Raw genomic sequence first — 19566 nt, forward strand, 5'->3', positions numbered from 1 at the left:
CTCACCCGCGTACCAGCGCGGGATGGTCAGCAGTGCCGGGCGACGATCACGCTCAGCCGCGGTCACGTCCTCGCCGCCCGAAGATGTTTGTCAATCCGCCCTCAACGTTGGCATCCGATGTAGCCGACAGGGCGATCGCCCCGGTCACGAGGGCGGCCTGAATGGCGCCTGTGCCCGCAGCATTCGAATCCACCATCGGTAGCTTGTGGTAGAACAGACCCAACAGCCCCAGGGCCAGTGCTGGCGCAACCCGGCGGGTGAATGCGGCTACGCGATTTCTCAAGCTCGGTTGAGGCTGATCGCTGGCGTCCGGCCAGTTGCCGGCACACAGTTCCTCGACGTCGCTCAGCATTGCTTGCGAAACGGCGTCGGCTTCGCGTGGCGCTATTGCGTCAAGCAGTGCGTGCTCATGTGCTTCCAGGCGCGAGCGGAAGACATTCACTCTTGCGCGGTAGAGGTCTCGGTCGCCTCTGCTGCCGCCGTAACTGCGGATGCATCGGTCGACGTCGAGGACCATTTCCGCTCTGAGGAACCGCATCGCGGTGACCACCCTCTTCTTGATCCTCCTCTTCCTGAGGGCGGCTCGATTCCGGTGGATGTGCCAGATCAGATGCAAATATGTCTCTGTGACGATGTGAGGAGGCGGCAGATAACCATGGACTCGCCGGCTGAGCAGTTCCGCCGGTGACCGGTAGCCAGAGAGGCGCCAGATTATCTCAATTGTCGCTCCCGTTCCGACGTACAGGGCGATGCTTGTTGCAAGGCTGTGCCCCGCCGCCAGGGCGCGAGCTTTCTCGTCTGCGCGCAGGTTCTCCTGGTCCAACAGGGACGTCAGCAATTCGTTGCCGGCTCCCCGGAACGCCCACCATGCGAAGACGATTGCGAGACCGATTTCCGCCATTCGGCGAAGGAGTGGGGCGAACGAGAATGGAGGGATGTGGGCCAGTGGGGCGAGCGTGGCGATCGCAACAAGCGACAGAATGAACGCCAGAACGCCAACGCCTGCCACCTCGCCGCCGGAAAGTTGCGGGCTCAGTAGCGATGTCGTCAGCAGGGGGATCCCTGCAAGCGCAAAGATTCCTGAAGCAGCGCCGACGGCCGCCAGGATGTATCTCCACGTCCAGGTGTCATGGATCGCCGAGTAGGTGGCGATCCGCCGGATTGCAAGAACAGTGGAGTCTGCCGGGCCGTCGGTGCTTGAGTAGCGAGAAGCGATATCGAGCCAGCTTCTGTTCAGCCCGCGAGCGTACGCGAGGGCGCGAGTTGCCGGCCAGTGCCGAACCCGTGAATGGACGTCGAGCGCCAGAATCTTCAGGCTCTGCGCCAGATCTTCCTTCTGTAGCGTGGTGGACATGGGTGATGTCTCCCTTGCGGCCGGCCGCTCGGTGAGAGTATCTCCCTGCGTCAATAGGCTCGTGGCCGTCGCTCGTGCACTACTGAATTGTGGGCGACCACGCTTCCGCCCTTCAAGGCGCAACTTCTTGGTCTGAAAACCCCATCATCGGCGCTCTCAGCCCAACGAACCTACGGCGCGAAAGCCGTGCCCATGCCGCTGTCACGGCCGCGTGACGGTCGGCGGGAGGGACAACGGCAAGCCGGACCTGCGGCACGTCCAGGCGACGACTGAGGCCGAGGTGATCCGCGAGGTTCGGGCCCGGGAGTGGGACAATGCCCGGTACCAAGCCGGGCAGCGCTGGACCGTCGAGAAGTGGTCGAGAACTTCGTCGGCCCGGTGGTCCGCGGAACACCCCCGGCGCCACCAGGCCACGTCCGGCGATCCATCAGGCAACGGACTACGACGGGCGACGAACGGCGCCCGACCGGCCGAAACAGGGCAAGTGAGACGGCAGCTACCGTGGCGACGACTCAGGGCCGGTCCCCGTGGGGACCGGCCCTGTCGTTTGCCCTGCTCAAGCGAGCGGAGGATACGAGATTCGAACTCGTGAGGGTGTGAACCCAACACGCTTTCCAAGCGTGCGCCCTAGGCCTCTAGGCGAATCCTCCGCAGACGAGGATACAGGTCCCCGACGGGTCGGCCACCCCACCACCCCCTGAAGATCGACCGCCGGTCGGGTAGGCTTGGCGGCACCCCCCGTGCGGCGTGCATCTCGTGAACCTCCCCAGGGCCGGAAGGCAGCAAGGATAAGCGGGCTCTGACGGGTGCACGGGGGGCCTTTCTGTCTCCGGGTGCCGGTAACGTCCCTGCGGGTCAGGTCACCGGCGGGGTGGGTGGTCACCCGCGGCTGACCGGCGCAGAATGGCTCGGTCGAGAGGAGGCGGGACGAGTGGCACTGGCGCTCTACCGCAAGTACCGGCCACGCACCTTCGCCGAGGTCATCGGGCAGGAGCACGTCACCGAGCCGCTGTCGCAGGCGTTGCGCAGCGGGCGGCTCAACCACGCCTATCTCTTCTCCGGCCCACGCGGCTGCGGCAAGACCTCCAGCGCCCGCATCCTGGCCCGCTCGCTCAACTGTGAGCAGGGTCCCACGCCGGAGCCGTGCGGGCAGTGCGAGTCGTGCCGCGAGTTGGCGACCGACGGCGGCTCGATCGACGTGCTGGAGATCGACGCGGCCAGCCACGGTGGCGTCGACGACGCCCGCGAGCTGCGCGAGAAGGCGTTCTTCGCGCCGGCCAAGAGCCGCTTCAAGATCTATGTCATCGACGAGGCGCACATGGTCTCGTCGGCCGGCTTCAACGCCCTGCTGAAGCTGGTCGAGGAGCCCCCGGAGTACGTCAAGTTCATCTTCGCGACCACCGAGCCGGAGAAGGTCCTCGGCACGATCAAGTCGCGGACGCACCACTACCCGTTCCGGCTGATCCCGCCGAAGGTGCTCCGCCCCTACCTGGAGCAGCTCTGCGAGGCCGAGGGGGTCTCCGTCGAGCCGGCGGTCTTCCCGCTGGTGGTGCGCGCCGGCGGCGGCAGCGCCCGGGACAGCCTCTCCGTGCTCGACCAGCTCATCGCCGGGGCCGGGCCGGAGGGCGTCACCTACTCGCGTGCCGCGGCCCTGCTCGGCGTCACCGACGCCGCCCTGATCGACGAGATGTGCGACGCGTTGGCGGCCGGCGACGGGGCGGCCGCGTACGCGACCGTCGACCGGGTGGCCGAAGCCGGGCACGACCCGCGCCGGTTCGCCTCCGACCTGCTGGAGCGGCTGCGCGACCTGATCGTGCTCCAGCAGGTGCCGGACGCCGCCGCCAAGGGCCTGATCGACGGCCCGGCCGACCAGATCGAGCGGATGGCCGCCCAGGCCCAGCGGCTCGGCTCGGCCACCCTGTCGCGCTGCGCCGACATCGTGCACAACGGCCTGGTGGAGATGCGCGGCACCACCGCGCCCCGGCTGCTGCTGGAGCTGATCTGCGCCCGGATGCTGCTGCCCGGCGCCGACGACACCACCGGCGGCCTGCTCCAGCGCCTGGAACGCATGGAGCGCCGGCTCACCCTCGCGGGCACCGACGCGCCGCCGGCCGCCGCCGGCCCCGCGCCGGTCGCCGCCGCCCCTGCCGTACGCCCCGAGCCCGCCCCCGCCGCGCCCCCGTCGCCCGAGGTGAGTGCCCCGGCCGGGGCGGACGCCCCCGGCGCGGGCCTCCCGGCGGCCTCCCCGGGTGCCGGGCCGCGCGGCGCCGGGCCGGGTGCTCCGGCGGCGGCGGGGCCCGTCCCGGGCGCGCCGACGTCTCCTGCCGCGCCGGTCTCGGCCGACCCTGCCGCAGGCGTTGCCCGACGGGTGGTGCCGCCGTCGGCGGTGATGCCCGACCCGGCGACCCCCGAGCCGCCCCGCCCCGGCGCGCAGCCGACCGGCGCGCTGGACGCCGTAGCGGTACGCCGTGTCTGGCCGGACATCGTGGCCAAGGTCAACCGGATCAAGAAACCGGCCGCCGCCCTGATGCGCGACGCGGTGGTGCGCGACGTCGACGGCGACACCCTGGTGCTGACCGTCAAGTCGCCGGTGCTCGCGCAGATGATGGGCAACCACACCTCGGTGCTGGCCGAGGCGCTCTACGAGGAGTTCGGCGGTCGCTGGCAGATCCGTTGCGAGGTGGCCGGCGAGCGGGGCGCCGCGACGGTCGGCGGCCCGTCCCGTACCGCCGCTCCGGCCCGCCCCGCCTCCCCGCCGCCGGCCGCCCCCGCCCACCAGGCCCAGGGCGGCGGAGGCGGCGGAACGTCCGCCGGGGCGAACGGTGCCGTCGGCGGGTCCGACGGCGTGCCCGGCGGGTCCGACGGCGCGGGCGGGGGGCCCCGTGGCGCGGGCGGTCAGGGCGGGGCGACCCGTCCCGGCTCAGGCACGGCGCGGGGTGGAGGCGCGCCCGGCGCCGACGCCGCCGAGGACTGGCCCGAGCCGGCCCGGCCCGGTGGCCCGGCCGGCGGGGGCGAGGACTGGCCGGAGCCGGCCCGCCCGGGTGGTGCGGCCGGGGGCGCCGACGACTGGCCGGAACCTGCCCGGCCGGGCGGCACGTCGGCCACCAACCCGACGACCGGCGCTCCGACGGGTGGCACCCCGACGGGCGGCCCTCCGATCGGCGGCCCTCCGACAGGTGGGGCACCGGCGGCCACCGCCGTCGCGGGTGGCGCGTCGGCGGTCGCCGTACCGAAACCGGCCGGTCCCTCGGCGGCCCCGCCGCAGGCCGCGCCCGCCGGTCCGCCGGTGAGCAGCGCGATCGCGGCGGCGCGGGCGGCAGCCGCGGGGCGCGGCCCGCGTCCGGCCCAGGCGGCCCGGAAGACGGCGGACGCCGAGTGGGCCGGCGAGCCGCCGTACGACCCCGACTTCGACGGGCCGGTGCGCGGCGGGGGGCGTCCCGGCGGCGCTTCGCCGGCGAGCCCGGCCTACGAGGGCTTCGACCCCGGCGACGAGCCGCTGGACGAGGTGCTCGACGAGCGGACCGCGCGGGAGTCGAGCGAGGAGCAGGCGGTACGGCTGCTGCGCGAGGCCTTCGGCGCGGAGAAGATCGACGAGGTGGACGCCCGGTAGGCGCGCCACCGCGGCCTCGCGCCCCGACTGCGGCTGCCGACGGGGCCGCGCCTGTGACGTGCCGGGTACGGCGGCGCGATCTCGGCAGGAACGGCCTCTCCGGGGGCCGTCCCGTACCAAGATCTCGACCGGCGAACGGGCAGCGGGGCGCGGTCGCACCGGGGGCGGGGCGGGGCCGCTCGGAGCGGATAGGCTGAGCGGCGGCCGAGCAGACGAGTGCGAGAAGGAGCCATCCGTGCGCCCAGGTGGACAGCCGAACATGCAGCAGATGCTGAAGCAGGCGCAGAAGATGCAGCAGCAGATCGCCAAGGCCCAGGCCGAGCTCGCCGAGGCCGAGCTGACCGGCACCGCCGGTGGCGGCCTGGTGACCGCGACCGTCGCCGGCACCGGTGAGCTCAAGGCGATCAAGATCGACCCGAAGGCGGTCGACCCGGAGGACGTGGAGACCCTGGAGGATCTCGTCGTCGCGGCCATGCACAACGCCGCCGAGGCGGCCCGGGAGCTGACCGAGAAGAAGATGGGCCCGGTCACCGGCGGCATGGGCGGCCTCGGCCTGCCCGGTTTCTGAGCGGCAGATGTACGAGGGTGCCATCCAGGACCTGATCGACGAGCTGGGTCGGCTGCCGGGCGTCGGCCCGAAGAGCGCCCAGCGGATCGCCTTCCACGTGCTGTCGGCCGACCCGGCGGACGTCAACCGGCTGGCGGGCGCGCTGCGCAAGGTCAAGGAGCTGGTGCGGTTCTGCACCACCTGCTACAACGTGGCCGAGTCCGACCAGTGCCGGATCTGCCGGGACCCGCGCCGCACCGACGAGGTGCTCTGCGTGGTCGAGGAGCCGAAGGACGTGGTGGCGATCGAGCGGACCGGTGAGTTCCGCGGGCGCTACCACGTGCTCGGCGGCGCGATCAACCCGCTGGAGGGGATCGGGCCCGACAACCTGCGCATCCGGGAGCTGATGACCCGGCTCGGCGGCGGCGCGGTGCGCGAGCTGATCCTCGCCACCGACCCGAACACCGAGGGCGAGGCCACCGCCACCTACCTGGCGTTGATGGTCAAGCCGATGGGCATCGCGGTGACCCGGCTGGCGAGCGGCCTGCCGGTCGGCGGCGACCTGGAGTACGCCGACGAGATCACCCTCGGCCGGGCCTTCGAGGGCCGCCGCGCCCTCTGACCCGGCCGCCGGGCAGTCCTGACCCCGCCGCCGCCCTTGGCGCGCGTCCTGACCGGCCGCCGGGCCGTCCTGCCCCGGGCGGCGCGGCCTCTGACCCGGCTGCCGGACCCGTTGATCCGGCGAGGATGGCCGGTGCCGGATCCCCGGTGCCGGCCATCGTCGTACGCGTCGTGGCTCCACTGTGGGTTCTAACATGTGGGCGAAGCGGGCGTCGATCGATGTAACAAGTTTGCATCGGTCAAAACGGGCATCTCGCCCCTTTGGCGGTGGTCCGGTGCCGCCCTGCGGGCAGTGCGCATCGGTTAAGACACGATCCGGTACCAACCGCTTCAACCACGGTTTCCCGGCGGTCCGAACGAGGGCTAAGGTCACGGCCATCGGTGACCCCTGTCACCACGTTGTCCGTAACCCCAAGGACGAGGTGAAGCACCCATGCGTGCATCCAGGCCGAAGGTCGCAATCGCGGCCGTCGCGGTCGCGGCCCTCGCGGTAGCAGGCTGCGCCGAGAGCGACCGCGATGACAGTTCCGGCGGTAGCAAGAAGGACACCCTCGTCTTCGGCGTAGCCGGAGACCCGAAGGTGCTCGACCCGAGCTTCGCGAGCGACGGTGAGTCGCTGCGTGTCGCGCGTCAGGTCTTCGAGACGCTGGTCCGTCCGGAGGAGGGTGGCACCAAGGTCACCCCCGGCCTGGCCGAGTCCTGGACCCCGGACGCCGCCGGCACGACGTGGACCTTCAAGCTGCGTTCCGGCGTGAAGTTCCACGACGGCACCGACTTCAACGCCGAGGCGGTCTGCAAGAACTTCGACCGCTGGTACAACGCCAAGGGCCTCATGCAGAGCCCGGACGTGACGGCGTACTGGCAGGACGTCATGGGCGGCTTCGCCAAGAACGAGGACGCGGAGCTGCCGCCGAGCCTCTTCAAGTCCTGCACCGCCAAGGACGCGACCACCGTGGACCTGGCCTTCACCCGGGTCTCCAGCAAGATCCCGGCCGCGCTGATGCTGCCGTCGTTCTCCATCCACAGCCCGACCGCGCTGGAGAAGTACGACGCCAGCAACGTGGGCGGCACGGCCGAGGACATCAAGTACCCGGCCTACGCGATGGAGCACCCGACCGGCACCGGTCCGTTCAAGTTCAAGTCCTGGGACGTCGCGAACAAGACGCTGACCCTGGAGCGCAACGAGGACTACGCCGGCAACAAGGCCAAGCTGAAGACCCTCATCTTCAAGACCATCTCGGACGAGAACGCGCGCAAGCAGGCGCTGCGCTCCGGCGACATCCAGGGGTACGACCTGGTCGGCCCGGCCGACGTCGAGCCGCTGAAGGGTGAGGGCTTCAACGTCCTGACCCGCCCGGCGTTCAACGTGCTCTACCTGGCCATCAACCAGAAGGGCAACCCGAAGCTCGCCGACGTCAAGGTCCGGCAGGCCATCGCGCACGCCCTGAACCGGCAGGCGCTGGTCGACTCGAAGCTGCCCCCGGGCGCCAAGGTCGCCGAGAACTTCATGCCGGACACCGTCGAGGGCTGGAACGGCGACGTCGCCAAGTACGACTACAACCCGGAGAAGGCCAAGCAGTTGCTGGCCGAGGCCGGCGCGACGAACCTGACCCTGCGGTTCCACTACCCGACCGAGGTCACCCGGCCCTACATGCCGAACCCGAAGGACATCTTCGAGCTGCTCTCGGCGGACCTCAAGGCGGTCGGCATCAACGTCCAGGCCATCCCGCTGAAGTGGAGCCCGGATTACCTGAACGCCACCACCTCCGGCAACAAGCACGACATCCACTTCCTCGGCTGGACCGGTGACTACGGCGACGCCTACAACTTCATCGGCACCTTCTTCGACCGGCCGAAGGACGAGTGGGGCTTCACCAACAAGGCCCTGTTCGACCAGTTCAAGGACGCCGACACCACCGCCGACGCGGCGGCTCGGGTGGAGAAGTACAAGGCCCTGAACAAGGCCATCATGGAGTTCCTGCCCGGTGTGCCGGTGTCGCACTCGCCGCCGGCGATCGTGTTCGGCAAGGACGTGACCGGGATCAAGGCGAGCCCGCTCACCGACGAGCGGTACGCCACCGCCGAGTTCAAGTCCTGACCTGACGCAAGGACCGCGGGCGGGCGCTGTTTCGGCAGCGTCCGCCCGCGACCCTCCGCACCCCTTTCGAGGCCACCGTGTTCCGGTTCATCGTCAGACGCCTGCTCCAGCTCATACCCACGCTGTTCGGGCTCTCCCTCCTGCTCTTCATCTGGCTCCGTCGACTGCCCGGCGGTCCCGAGACCGCCATCCTCGGCGAGCGCGGGACGCCCGAGATGCGCGCCGCGATCCGGCGCAACATGGGCCTCGACGAGCCGATCCTGGTGCAGTACGGCCGGTTCGTACGGCGACTGCTCCGCCTCGACCTCGGCACCTCGACCTCCACCAAGCGCGCGGTCACCACGGAGTTCCTGGAGCGCTTCCCGGGCACCGTCGAGCTGACCGTCATGGCGCTGGCGATCGCGATCGGGCTCGGCATCCCGCTCGGCTACCTGGCCGCCCGCCGGCGCGGCCGGCTGCTCGACCACGCCTCGGTCGGCGGCTCGCTGATCGGCATCTGCATCCCGGTCTTCTTCCTGGCCTACGTGCTCAAGGCGATCTTCTCGGAGAACCTCGGCTGGTTCCCCTCCAGCGGCCGGCAGGACCCGACGCTCGGGGCGACCCGGATCACCAACTTTTTCGTCCTCGACGGCCTGATGACCCGGGAGTGGGACGCCGCCGCCGACGCGCTCTGGCACCTCGTGCTGCCGGGCGTCGCGCTGGCCAGCATCCCCCTGGCGATCATCGTCCGGATCACCCGGGCCAGCGTGCTCGAGGTGCTCAACGAGGACTTCGTCCGTACCGCCGAGGCGAAGGGCCTCACCGAGTCGACCGTCCGCCGCCGGCACGTCCTGCGCAACGCGATGCTGCCGGTGGTCACCTCGATCGGCCTGCTCACCGGTGGCCTGCTCTCCGGCGCGGTGCTGACCGAGACCGTCTTCGCCTTCAGCGGTATCGGAGCGTTCATCTACGACGCCATCGGCCAGCGGGACTACCCGGTGCTGATGGGCTTCATCATGATCATCGCGGTGGTGTACGTGCTGGTGAACCTCCTGGTCGACCTCTCCTACAGCCTGATCGACCCGAGGGTGAGGGTTCGATGACGATCACCAGTGGCAAGAAGAAGGAGAGGATCGACCGGCTCTCCGAGCTGGCGGCCCGCGACGACGAGCGCGGCGTCAGCCTCTGGCAGGAGGCCTTCCGCCGGTTGCGGCGCAACCCCGCGGCGATCATCGGCGCGGTCATCCTGGTGCTCTTCGTCCTGGTCGCGGTGGTCGGCCCGTTCTTCGTCCCGTACGGGCCGACGGACGCGATCGGCATCCGCGAGGGCGTGGTCAAGTCGGGCCAGGGCCTGATCCCGGGCTCCTCGGGCGACCACTGGTTCGGCTACGACCACCAGGGCCGCGACGTGTTCAGCCGGATGATCGTCGGCGCCCGGCAGACGCTGCTGGTCGGTGTGGTCTCCACGCTGATCGGTCTGGCGGTCGGCGCGTTGATCGGCGGGGTCGCCGGCGCGGCGGCCGGTCTGGGCGGCCGGTGGGGCCGGGCGATCGACACCGCGCTCATGCGTGTCATCGACATGATGCTGGCGCTGCCCAGCCTGCTGCTGGCGGTGAGCATCGCCGCCCTGCTCGGGGCGAGCCTGACCACCGTGATGATCGCGGTCGGCGTGGTCTCCGTGCCGGTCTTCGCCCGTCTGCTGCGCGGGTCGATGATCTCCCAGGCCAACAGCGACTACGTGCTGGCGGCCACCTCGCTGGGCGTGAAGAAGTCGAAGATCGCGCTCACCCACGTGGTGCCGAACTCGCTCGCCCCGGTGATCGTGCAGGCCACCCTGACCCTGGCGACCGCGATCATCGAGGCCGCCGCGCTCTCCTTCCTCGGCCTGGGCAACCCCGACACGGCCGTGCCCGAGTGGGGCGTGATGCTCGCCGACGCGCAGCCGTACCTCGGCATCCGGCCGGCGCTGGCCGTCTATCCGGCGGTCGCGATCATCATCACCGCGCTGGGCTTCACCCTGCTCGGTGAGGCGATGCGCGAGGCCCTCGACCCGAAGCTGCGGAAGTAGGCGCGCCATGTGTGAAGCGCGAGGAGTGAGCTTGCGAGCCCCGCAGTCGCGAACGGAAGGTCGGCTGTGTGAAGCGCGAGGAGTGAGCTTGCGAGCCCCGCAGTCGCGAACGGAAGGTCGGCTGTGTGAAGCGCGAGGAGTGAGCTTGCGAGCCCCGCAGTCGCGAACGGAAGGTCGATGATGGCACTGCTCGAAGTGGACGACCTGTCGGTCACGTTCGCCCGGCGCGGTCAGCGCACCGTGCACGCCGTCGACGGGGTCTCGTTCTCCGTCGACGCGGGCGAGGTGGTCGGCCTGGTCGGCGAGTCCGGCTGCGGCAAGAGCGTCACCTCGCTGGCGATCATGGGCCTGCTGCCGAAGCAGCCGGGCCTGCGCGTCGGCGGCAAGGCGGTCTTCGACGGCACCGACCTGCTCCAGCTCGACGACCGGTCCCGGCGCGACATCCGGGGCCGCGACGTCGCGATGATCTTCCAGGACCCGCTCTCCTCCCTGAACCCGGTCATCCCGATCGGGCTCCAGGTGACCGAGGTGCTCGCGCGGCACCGGGGGATGAAGGGCGCGGCGGCCGAGAAGGAGGCGGCAGAGCTGCTGGACCGGGTCGGCATCCCCGACCCGAAGCGGCGGCTGAAGGAATACCCTCACCAGCTCTCCGGCGGCATGCGGCAGCGTGCCCTCATCGCGATGGCGGTGGCCTGCAAGCCCCGGCTGCTGATCGCCGACGAGCCGACCACGGCGCTGGACGTCACGATCCAGGCGCAGATCCTGGAGCTGCTCAAGGAACTGGTCCGCGACTCCGGCACCGCGCTGGTCATGATCACGCACGACCTGGGCGTGGTGGCCGGCATGTGCGACACCATCAACGTGCTCTACGCCGGCCGGGTCGTGGAGACGGCCCGCCGCCGTCCGCTGTTCCGCCAGCCGCGGCATCCGTACACCGTGGGTCTGCTCGGCTCGGTGCCCCGCCTGGACGCGGGGCGCGGCGAGCGGCTGAACCCGATCCCCGGCTCGGTCCGCGACCTGCTGCCCTGGCCGGACGGCTGCGCCTTCGCGCCGCGCTGCGCCCGGCAGGTCGACGAGTGCCTGGGGGAGCCGCCCGCGCTGGTGCTCGCCTACGACGGGCGCAGCTACCGCTGCGTCAACCCGGCGCCGCTGCCCGGCACCGTGCCGGCCGCCGCCGCCCCGGCGGACGCGCCGGCCACCGCCCGGACGGTGGAGGCCCCGGCGGAGGCCCCGGCCGCCGCCCCGGCGGACGCGCCGGCCACCGCCCCGGCGGACGCCCCGGCCACCGCCACGGCGGACGCGCCGGCGGCGGAGGCGACCCCGGGCCCGGTGCCCGCCCCGCGCGAGGAGGAGAAGCCGTGACCGAGAGCGAAATCCTCGTCGAGGTCCGCGACCTGAAGGTGCACTTCCCGATCCGTCGGGGGGTAATCCTCGACCGGACCGTCGGGCACGTGAAGGCGGTCGACGGCGTCGACCTGCGCATCGCGCGCGGCAAGACGTACGGCCTGGTCGGCGAGTCCGGGTGTGGGAAGTCCACGCTCGGCCGGGCGCTGCTGCAGCTCACCCCGCCCACCGGCGGCCAGGTCGAGTTCGACGGCGTCGAGCTGACGAAGCTGCCGGCGGGCAAGCTGCGCTCGATGCGCCGCCGCATGCAGATGATCTTCCAAGATCCGATGTCGAGCCTGGACCCCCGGCAGAACGTCGAGTCGATCCTCACCGAGGGGTTGCAGACCCACGGCATCGGCGGCAACCGCGACGAGCGGCGGCGGATCATCGGCGAGACGCTGGACGCGGTGGGCCTGCCGCGCTGGGCGCTCTCCCGCTACCCGCACGAGTTCTCCGGCGGGCAGCGGCAGCGCATCGGCATCGCCCGGGCGCTGGTGCTCGGGCCCGACCTGATCGTCGCCGACGAGCCGGTCTCCGCGCTGGACGTGTCGATCCAGGCCCAGGTGGTCAACCTGCTCGACGAGCTCCAGGACAGCCTCGGCCTGACCTACCTGGTGATCGCGCACGACCTCGCGGTGGTGCGGCACATCTCCGACACGGTCGGCGTGATGTACCTCGGCGCGCTCGTCGAGGAGGCGCCGAGCGACCGGCTCTACACCGAGCCGCTGCACCCGTACACCCGGGCGCTGATGTCGGCGGTGCCGGTGCCGGACCCGGACGTGGAGGACCGGCGGGAGCGCATCCTGCTCGCCGGTGACCTGCCCTCGCCGGCCAACCCGCCGTCGGGCTGCCGGTTCCACACCCGCTGCCCCTGGGCGCAGCCGACCCGCTGCGCCGACGAGCGGCCCGCGCTGCGGGAGATCGGCGGCAGCCGGGTCGCCTGCCACTTCGCGGAGCCCATCGCCAGCGGCGAGTTGCGCCCGCACAAGGTGAGCGTGCAGATCACCCGGCCGATGGACGAGGGCGAGGAGCCGCACACCGTCTCCGCCCCCAGCGAGCCCGGCTCGTACGTCTGATCCGGCGGCACGGACGCGGCCCGTATCTGCGCCGGCCGCGTCCGTGCCGCCGTCGGCCCCGCAGGGGCGGCGCGTCGTCAGCCCTCGGGGCGGTGCAGCAGGGCGACCGCGACGCCGTGCACCGCGTCCAGCCCGGCCGGGTCGGCCAGCGCGACCTTGCCGCCGGTCACCGCGTACCACTCGTCGGCGTCCTTGTACTGCACCGTCAGCGTCACCTGGCCGTCGGCGTAGCCGGTGCGCAGGGTCAGTTCGCCGGTGACCACGCCGACCTCGTCGGTCATCACCCCGCCGGGGCCGGGCACGATGTCCGCCGTGCGCTCCTGCGGGGCCGTCGACGTGCCGCCGGCGTCGGCGGCCATTCCGGCTCCCGGCACCGCCGCCCGCGTGTCGGCCGCGCCGTCGGCCGTCATCCCGGCCGTGGTCGGCCCGGCCGTCGTTCCGGGCGTGGTCGGCTCCGCCGGCGCGCCGCCGGTGGCGGCCGCCGCGTCCGCCCCGGCGGCGTCCGGCGTCCGCTCCGGGGCGGGGCTCGCCCCGGCACCGGTCACGGCTTGCTCGCCCATGTGCAGCCCTCCAACATGTCGGTCAGGGCGGCCTTCTCGGCGTTGGTCACCGTGAGCCGCCAGTGGTGCTTGACCGTCACCCAGTTCTCGGCGTACTGGCACCAGAACGACCGGTTCGCCGGCTTCCACTGGGACGGGTCCTGATCACCCTTTGCCCGGTTGGAGGACTTGGAAACCGCGATGAGCTGCGGCCGGTCCATGTCGTTGGCGAAGTCGCCCCGCTTGGCGTCGTCCCACTCGTCGGCGCCCGAGCGCCACGCGTTCGCCAGCGGCACCATGTGGTCGATGTCCACGTCGGACGGGTCGGTCAGGGCGCGGTCGTCGTACACGCTCTCCCACCGGCCGGCGACCACGTTGCAGCCGGAGAGGCGGATGTCCTCCCCGTCGCGCTTGAGCACGCTGTCCCGCACGTCGCAGTTCTTGCCGGTGTCCCGCCAGTGCGGGAAACGCTCCCGGCTGTAGCCCTTCATCGACCCCGCGTTGGCGACGGCGAGCTGGGCCAGCTTCTGCGCGGCGTTGCCCCCGCTGTCGCTGGGCGGGGCGTCGGGCTCGTCGACGGGGACGCAGCCGGCCGCGCCGAGCGCCAGCGCCGCGGCCAGCGCGGCCGTCACCGCGACACGCGGTCCTGATCTGGTACGCACAGTCGACACCTCTCCAGCTTGGGGGCTCCCGGCGATCCCGCACAGTACCCGGGCATGGTTTCGGCGTTTCGTGGCGTTGCTCATATGGTGCGAGGCAGATTGGATGCCATGACCCGATCCGCGCCGGCACTCCGCCTGGGCACCGTCCACGGCCGGGGCACCCTCCTCGCGGCCGTCCTCGCCTCCGGCATGGTCTTCCTGGACAGCACCGTCGTCAACGTGGCGCTGCCCCGGCTCGGCGCGGAACTCGACGCCACCGTGGCCGGTCTCCAGTGGACGGTGAACGGCTACCTGCTGATGCTGGCCGCCTTCGTGCTGCTCGGAGGCGCCCTCGGCGACCGCTTCGGACGGCGGCGGGTCTTCCTGCTCGGCGTGGTCTGGTTCACCGTCGCCTCGCTGCTCTGCGGCCTGGCCCAGAGCACGGAGTGGCTGATCGCGGCCCGCTTCCTCCAGGGCGCCGGCGGCGCGCTGCTGACGCCGGGCTCGCTGTCGGTGCTCCAGGCCAGCTTCCACCCCGACGACCGGGGGCGGGCGATCGGCGTGTGGTCGGGGCTCTCCGGGGTCTCCACCGCGGTCGGCCCGTTCGTCGGCGGCTGGCTGATCGACGCGCTCTCCTGGCGGTGGATCTTCTTCCTCAACCTGCCGCTCGCCGTGCTGGTGGTGCTGGCCGCGCTGCGCTGGGTGCCGGAGAGCCGGGACGAGGCCGAGTCCCGCACCCGGGGGCCGGGGCGTCGCCGCCGGTTCGACGTGGCCGGCGCGCTGCTCGGCGCGCTCGCCCTGGCCGGCGTCACGTACGCCCTGATCGACGCGCCGGCGCGCGGCTTCGACTCGGCGCCGGTGCTGGTCGCGGCCCTGGTCGGGGTGGCCGGCGCGGTGGCCTTCGTGCTCGTCGAGCGGCGCCGCGGCGACGCCGCGATGCTGCCCACCGGGCTGTTCGGCAGCCGGCTCTTCTCCGTGCTGAACGTCTTCACCGTGCTGGTCTACGCGGCGCTCGGCGGGTTCACCTTCTTCCTCGCCGTCTACCTGCAGAACGTGGTCGGCTGGTCGGCGCTGCTCACCGGGCTCGCGATGTTGCCGACGACAGTGCTGCTGCTGGTCGGCTCGGCGCGGGCCGGCGCGTTGTCGGCGCGCATCGGCCCCCGGCTGCCGCTGACCGTCGGGCCGGTGGTCGCCGCCGCCGGGCTGGTGCTGCTGCGCGGCATCGACCCCGACGCGTCGTACTGGCGGGACGTGCTGCCCGGGGTGGGGCTCTTCGGGGCCGGCCTGACGCTGGTGGTGGCGCCGCTGACCGCATCCGTGCTGGCGGCGGTCGACGACCGGTACGCCGGCGTGGCGAGCGGCTTCAACAACGCCGCGTCGCGGGCCGGCGGCCTGCTCGCGGTGGCCGCGCTGCCGCTGCTGGTGGGGCTCTCCGGCACCGGCTACGCGCAGCCGGGCGAGCTGACCGGCGCGTACCGGGGCGCGATGCTCTGGTGCGCCGGCCTGCTGCTGGCCGGCGCGGCGCTGGCCGCCCTGCTGATCCACCGCCCGGCGCGGACGGCGCCCGGCGGCCAGCCCTGCCCCTCCCTGCCCGCCTCGACCCCGCCCGACCGGCGGTGACCGGTGGCGCTGTTAGCGTCGGACCATGGGTGATCAGGAGAGCGGGACGCCGGCCCGGCTGCGGTACCGGCTGCTGACCGGGCCGGACGACGCCGACTTCTGCCGGCGGGTCAGCGACCTGCTGGCCGACGGCTACCGGTTGCACGGCTCGCCGGCGGCCACCTTCGACGGGCAGCGGGTGATCGTGGCGCAGGCGCTCGTCCTCGACGACGGCAACCCCGTCGTCGAGCCGGTCTGAGCGGGTGGTCGGGCCCCGGCGTGCGGGGGCCCGACCACCCGTCGCTCAGCTTCGGGCGCGGTTGACGGCGCTGGTGACCGCCTTGATCGAGGCGGTGACGATGTTGGCGTCGGTGCCGACGCCCCACACCGTGCGGCCGTCGACCTCGCACTCCACGTACGCGGCGGCCTGCGCGTCGCCGCCGGAGGAGAGCGCGTGCTCGTGGTAGTCGAGCACCCGTACGGCAACGCCCACCGACTGGAGCGCGTTGACGTACGCGTCGATCGGGCCGTTGCCGACCGCGGTGAGGGAGCGGGTCACGCCGTCGTAGCCGACGCGGGCCTCGATCTCGACCTTGCCCTCGGCGGTGCCGATGGCGTAGCCGGCCAGGGTGAGCGCCGGGTCGGCCTGGTGGTCGATCAGGTAGTGCGCGGCGAAGATCTGCCACATCGTGCCCGGGTCGACCTCGCCGCCGTCGTGGTCGGTGACCTGCTGGACCACGCCGGAGAACTCGATCTGGAGCCGGCGCGGCAGGTCGAGCTGGTGCTCGCTCTTCATGATGTACGCGACGCCGCCCTTGCCGGACTGCGAGTTGACCCGGATGACCGCCTCGTAGGTGCGGCCCAGGTCCTTCGGGTCGATCGGCAGGTAGGGCACCGCCCAGGTGTGCTGGTCGATCGGCACCCCGGCCGCCGCCGCGTCCTTGGCGAGCGCGTCGAACCCCTTCTTGATCGCGTCCTGGTGGGAGCCGGAGAAGGCGGTGTAGACCAGGTCGCCGGCGTACGGGTGGCGCTCGTGCACCGGGAGCTGGTTGCAGTACTCGACGGCCCGCCGCACCTCGTCGATGTTCGAGAAGTCGATCATCGGGTCGACGCCCTGGGAGAACAGGTTCAGCCCCAGCGTCACCAGGTCGACGTTGCCGGTGCGCTCGCCGTTGCCGAACAGGCAGCCCTCGACGCGGTCGGCGCCGGCCAGCAGCCCCAGCTCGGCGGCGGCCACGCCGGTGCCCCGGTCGTTGTGCGGGTGCAGGCTCAGCACCAGGCTGTCGCGGCGGGGCAGGTGCCGGTGCATCCACTCGATCGAGTCGGCGTAGACGTTCGGCATGGCCATCTCGACGGTGGCGGGCAGGTTGACGATCAGCTTGCGGTCGGGGGCCGGGTCCACCACCTCGATGACCTTGGCGCAGACCTCCAGCGCGTACTCCAGCTCGGTGCCGGTGTAGGACTCGGGGGAGTACTCGTAGTGGATGTGGGTGTCCGGGGTGTGGATCTCCGCGTACTTCTGGCAGAGCCGCGCACCCTGGGTGGCGATGTCCGCGATGCCGTCGCGGTCCAGCCCGAAGACCACCCGACGCTGGAGGGTGGAGGTCGAGTTGTAGAAGTGCACGATGGCCCGGCGCGCGCCGCGCAGCGACTCGAAGGTGCGGTCGATCAGGTGCTCCCGGCACTGGGTCAGCACCTGGATCGTGACGTCCTCCGGGATCAGGTCCTGCTCGATGAGCTGCCGCACGAAGTCGTAGTCCGTCTGGCTGGCCGAGGGGAAGCCGACCTCGATCTCCTTGTAGCCCATCTGCACCAGGAGCTGGAACATCCGGCGCTTGCGCTCCGGCGACATCGGGTCGATGAGCGCCTGGTTGCCGTCGCGCAGGTCCACCGCGCACCAGCGCGGCGCGACCTCGACGTGGCGGGTCGGCCAGGTGCGGTCCGGCAGGTCGATCCGGAACTGCTGCTGGTACGGCTGGTAGCGGTGGTAGGGCATCCGGCTGGGGCGCTGCCGGGCGATCGGATCGGTCTCAGCGTCGGTGACGGGTTGAGCCATGACGGAGTGCTCCCCTTGGAACATGTGGCGTCAGCAATCGGAAGGTGTCGGCGAGGTGCCGGGCGACGGTGCCCGTGCGGTGCCGATGGGAGGTTCGGATGTGCTGGACGGCGCGGTTCGACTCCGCGACGAGGTGCCGGCCTTCAGGCCTCGTCGCGGCGACCAAGGAGGAGGTACGCCCGCCACATGACGACGTAACCCTACGTGGCGGGACGAGGGCTGGGAAGGCAGGTCCGGATTATGGGACCGGAGTCACGGCGCCCGATGGTTCGCCCTGGTCGGCCGCCCGCGCCGGAAGTTTCAGGCGAGCAGGAGCTCGGCCAGGGGGCGTCGGCGGCGCAGGCCGGTCTCCGACGCGAGCAGGTCGGCGGGGAGGCTGAGTGGGTCGCCGAGCTGCCCGACGGCGACGACCACGTGCGGGCGTACGCCGGCCGGCAGGTCGAGGTCCGCGACCAGGCCGGCCCGGTCGAGGTCGACCAGTTGGCGCACGTGCAGGCCGAGCGCCGTGGCCTGCACCGTGAGGTGGGCGACCGCCTGCCCCAGGTCGTAGAGGTGCCCGGCGTTCCCCGTGAGGTGCGCGCCCAGCAGCAGCGCCGAGGCGCGCTGGGCCCACCTCTGGTCCGGTTTCCGCAGGTTCACCAGGATCCGCTTGAACGTCTCGTCGTCGCGGCGCCCGAGCGCGAACCGCCACGGCTGGGCGTTGCCGGCCGAGGGCGCCCAGCGGGCCGCCTCGAGCAGGGCGGCGACCTCGTCGGCGGTCGACTCGGCGTCGGGATCGAACGCGCGGGGACTCCAGCGGAACGCGAGCAGCGGGGTGAGGTCGGCCATGCGTCGAGTGTCCCGTAAGGGTGTTTTAGGGATTAGGGGCGGGATGTCCGAATGTGGCGAATCGCACCCGTAACGTCCTGGCGGTCACGGCGTTGCCGCGCTCGCGCTGTCGGCCGGCTCGGGCGCGGCCGTGCCGAGCGGTTCCCGATCCACCACCGGACCGGCGAGCTGCACGGTCGCCGGGGCCGGCGCGGGCGTCCCGGCGAGGATCAGCGTGCCGGCGGCGGTCCGCACGGCGGTGGGCGTGCCATCGCGGTCGTAGCAGTAGATGCCCACGTCCAGCGGGGCGTTGATTGAGGCCGAGGTCGTCTCGACCGAGTAGCAGGTGCCGGACGCGCCGGGCGGGGGCTGCGCCGGCGACACGGCGAGCGGGGCCCGGCGGTCGGTCAGCACGTCCAGCCAGTCGGTGAAGGGATGCTGGACCCGGGGGTCGAGCCGACGGGGCACGGCGTCGTCGGGGTCGCCGAGGCGTACGCAGCTCGGCGGCTCGGGTCGGGCGGCCGACGGCAGGGCGCACTGGTAGAGCCCGTCGGTGGTCGCGGCGAACGAGACGTCCGCCGTGCCGCCGAGCGCGCCGCCCGGGATGTCGACCCGCCAGGTGCCGTCGTTCGCGCTGGTCACCACGACCGTACGGTCGGGGGCGTCGGGGGCGCGCAGCGTGTAGTTGGCGACCAGGCGCCGGTCCTGCGCGGCCGCGGCGAGCGCGGCCAGCTCGTCGCGTGCCGCGTCCATGCCCGCCGCGGCGGGTGTCGGCGTGGGGGGCGGCGGCGCGGCCGGCCGGTCGGCGGTGCAGGCGACGAGGAGCGCCGGCAGGGCGAGCGCGAGCGGGCCGGCGAGGCGGTGGGTGGGCCGCGCGGGCGTGCCTGCATCCCCGCCGGGGGTGGGCCGCGCGGACGTGCGGGCGGCATCCCCGCCGGGGGTGGGCCGGGCGGGCGTGCCGGCGTCTCCGCCGGGGGTGGGCCGACGATCCCGGCCGCGGGGGCCGGCCGGACTCAGGTGGGCGTGCACGGGGCCATTCTGCGGGCCGGGGAGGGCGCGCGGGGTCCACTGCCGCTTCGCCCGTCCGGCGTGTCGCGCGCCGCGTCGCCGCCGCCGGCCGGGCCGGATCGTGGGATCACCTGACCCGGTCGAGCCGGCCGACCGATACCCTGGACGGGTCTGACA

The 19566-nt window shown here is 72.3% G+C and carries 16 protein-coding genes, 1 tRNA gene and 1 other RNA gene; 11 read left to right on the forward strand and 7 right to left on the reverse strand.

Annotated features, from left to right (window positions below):
* Window positions 1-52 precede the first annotated feature (52 nt).
* Together GA0070606_RS32050 and GA0070606_RS17465 are read right to left on the reverse strand one after the other, a co-directional pair.
* Complete coding sequence (locus GA0070606_RS32050; RefSeq protein ID WP_141721726.1) at window positions 53-1354, reverse strand: hypothetical protein; 1302 nt, start codon at window positions 1352-1354, stop codon at window positions 53-55.
* Window positions 1355-1919: 565 nt separating this feature from the next.
* A tRNA-Ser gene (locus tag GA0070606_RS17465) sits at window positions 1920-2004 on the reverse strand.
* A gap of 82 nt (window positions 2005-2086) precedes the next feature.
* On the opposite strand from GA0070606_RS17465, the gene ffs reads away from it, so the two are divergent.
* From ffs to GA0070606_RS17510, 9 genes are all read left to right on the forward strand, one after another.
* Window positions 2087-2177: signal recognition particle sRNA small type (gene ffs / locus GA0070606_RS17470), an RNA gene on the forward strand.
* A 108-nt stretch (window positions 2178-2285) separates the two neighbouring features.
* Complete coding sequence (locus GA0070606_RS17475; protein ID WP_091101217.1) at window positions 2286-4964, forward strand: DNA polymerase III subunit gamma and tau; 2679 nt, start codon at window positions 2286-2288, stop codon at window positions 4962-4964.
* A 259-nt stretch (window positions 4965-5223) separates the two neighbouring features.
* The gene (locus tag GA0070606_RS17480) at window positions 5224-5532 is read left to right on the forward strand and encodes a YbaB/EbfC family nucleoid-associated protein (RefSeq protein WP_218106165.1); all 309 of its coding nucleotides are present in this window, start codon (window positions 5224-5226) and stop codon (window positions 5530-5532) included.
* Between the two features lie 7 nt (window positions 5533-5539).
* Window positions 5540-6133 carry a recombination mediator RecR gene (gene recR, locus GA0070606_RS17485; protein WP_091101225.1) on the forward strand — a complete coding sequence of 198 codons (594 nt, stop codon included), beginning with the start codon at window positions 5540-5542 and terminating at the stop codon, window positions 6131-6133.
* Between the two features lie 432 nt (window positions 6134-6565).
* Window positions 6566-8230, forward strand: a complete 1665-nt coding sequence (locus tag GA0070606_RS17490) for an ABC transporter substrate-binding protein (RefSeq protein ID WP_091101229.1) — start codon at window positions 6566-6568, stop codon at window positions 8228-8230.
* Window positions 8231-8307: 77 nt separating this feature from the next.
* Window positions 8308-9312: an ABC transporter permease gene (locus GA0070606_RS17495; RefSeq protein WP_091101233.1), complete on the forward strand. Its 1005-nt coding sequence runs from the start codon at window positions 8308-8310 to the stop codon at window positions 9310-9312.
* Window positions 9309-10277 carry an ABC transporter permease gene (locus GA0070606_RS17500; RefSeq protein ID WP_091101236.1) on the forward strand — a complete coding sequence of 323 codons (969 nt, stop codon included), beginning with the start codon at window positions 9309-9311 and terminating at the stop codon, window positions 10275-10277. Before GA0070606_RS17495 ends, GA0070606_RS17500 begins: the two co-directional genes overlap by 4 nt.
* A gap of 180 nt (window positions 10278-10457) precedes the next feature.
* Window positions 10458-11639, forward strand: a complete 1182-nt coding sequence (locus GA0070606_RS17505) for an ABC transporter ATP-binding protein (RefSeq protein ID WP_091101238.1) — start codon at window positions 10458-10460, stop codon at window positions 11637-11639.
* A complete protein-coding gene (locus GA0070606_RS17510; protein WP_091101241.1) occupies window positions 11636-12739 on the forward strand; it encodes an ABC transporter ATP-binding protein in 1104 nt (367 codons plus the stop codon). Before GA0070606_RS17505 ends, GA0070606_RS17510 begins: the two co-directional genes overlap by 4 nt.
* 77 nt (window positions 12740-12816) lie before the next feature.
* Here GA0070606_RS17510 and GA0070606_RS17515 read toward each other — a convergent pair whose 3' ends face one another.
* On the reverse strand, window positions 12817-13299 hold the full coding sequence (locus tag GA0070606_RS17515) for a hypothetical protein (RefSeq protein ID WP_091101244.1): 483 nt from the start codon (window positions 13297-13299) through the stop codon (window positions 12817-12819).
* Window positions 13281-13940, reverse strand: a complete 660-nt coding sequence (locus GA0070606_RS17520; protein ID WP_091101247.1) for an HNH endonuclease family protein — start codon at window positions 13938-13940, stop codon at window positions 13281-13283. The genes GA0070606_RS17515 and GA0070606_RS17520 overlap by 19 nt, the downstream gene beginning before the upstream one ends.
* Before the next feature lie 108 nt (window positions 13941-14048).
* Here GA0070606_RS17520 and GA0070606_RS17525 point away from each other — a divergent pair, with 108 nt between their 5' ends.
* Both GA0070606_RS17525 and GA0070606_RS17530 read left to right on the forward strand, forming a co-directional pair.
* On the forward strand, window positions 14049-15539 hold the full coding sequence (locus tag GA0070606_RS17525; RefSeq protein ID WP_091101250.1) for an MFS transporter: 1491 nt from the start codon (window positions 14049-14051) through the stop codon (window positions 15537-15539).
* Window positions 15540-15564: 25 nt separating this feature from the next.
* Window positions 15565-15777 (forward strand): DUF1737 domain-containing protein, encoded by a 213-nt coding sequence (locus GA0070606_RS17530; RefSeq protein WP_091101253.1) that lies wholly within the window; start codon window positions 15565-15567, stop codon window positions 15775-15777.
* 45 nt (window positions 15778-15822) lie between these two features.
* Here GA0070606_RS17530 and leuA read toward each other — a convergent pair whose 3' ends face one another.
* From leuA to GA0070606_RS17545, 3 genes are all read right to left on the reverse strand, one after another.
* Window positions 15823-17574 (reverse strand): 2-isopropylmalate synthase, encoded by a 1752-nt coding sequence (gene leuA, locus GA0070606_RS17535; RefSeq protein WP_091101257.1) that lies wholly within the window; start codon window positions 17572-17574, stop codon window positions 15823-15825.
* Window positions 17575-17874: 300 nt separating this feature from the next.
* A complete protein-coding gene (locus tag GA0070606_RS17540) occupies window positions 17875-18402 on the reverse strand; it encodes a nitroreductase family protein (protein WP_091101260.1) in 528 nt (175 codons plus the stop codon).
* An 84-nt stretch (window positions 18403-18486) separates the two neighbouring features.
* On the reverse strand, window positions 18487-19410 hold the full coding sequence (locus GA0070606_RS17545; protein WP_245724728.1) for a hypothetical protein: 924 nt from the start codon (window positions 19408-19410) through the stop codon (window positions 18487-18489).
* Window positions 19411-19566: the final 156 nt, after the last annotated feature.

This window comes from Micromonospora citrea (assembly GCF_900090315.1).
In the GTDB taxonomy this organism is placed as follows: domain Bacteria; phylum Actinomycetota; class Actinomycetes; order Mycobacteriales; family Micromonosporaceae; genus Micromonospora; species Micromonospora citrea.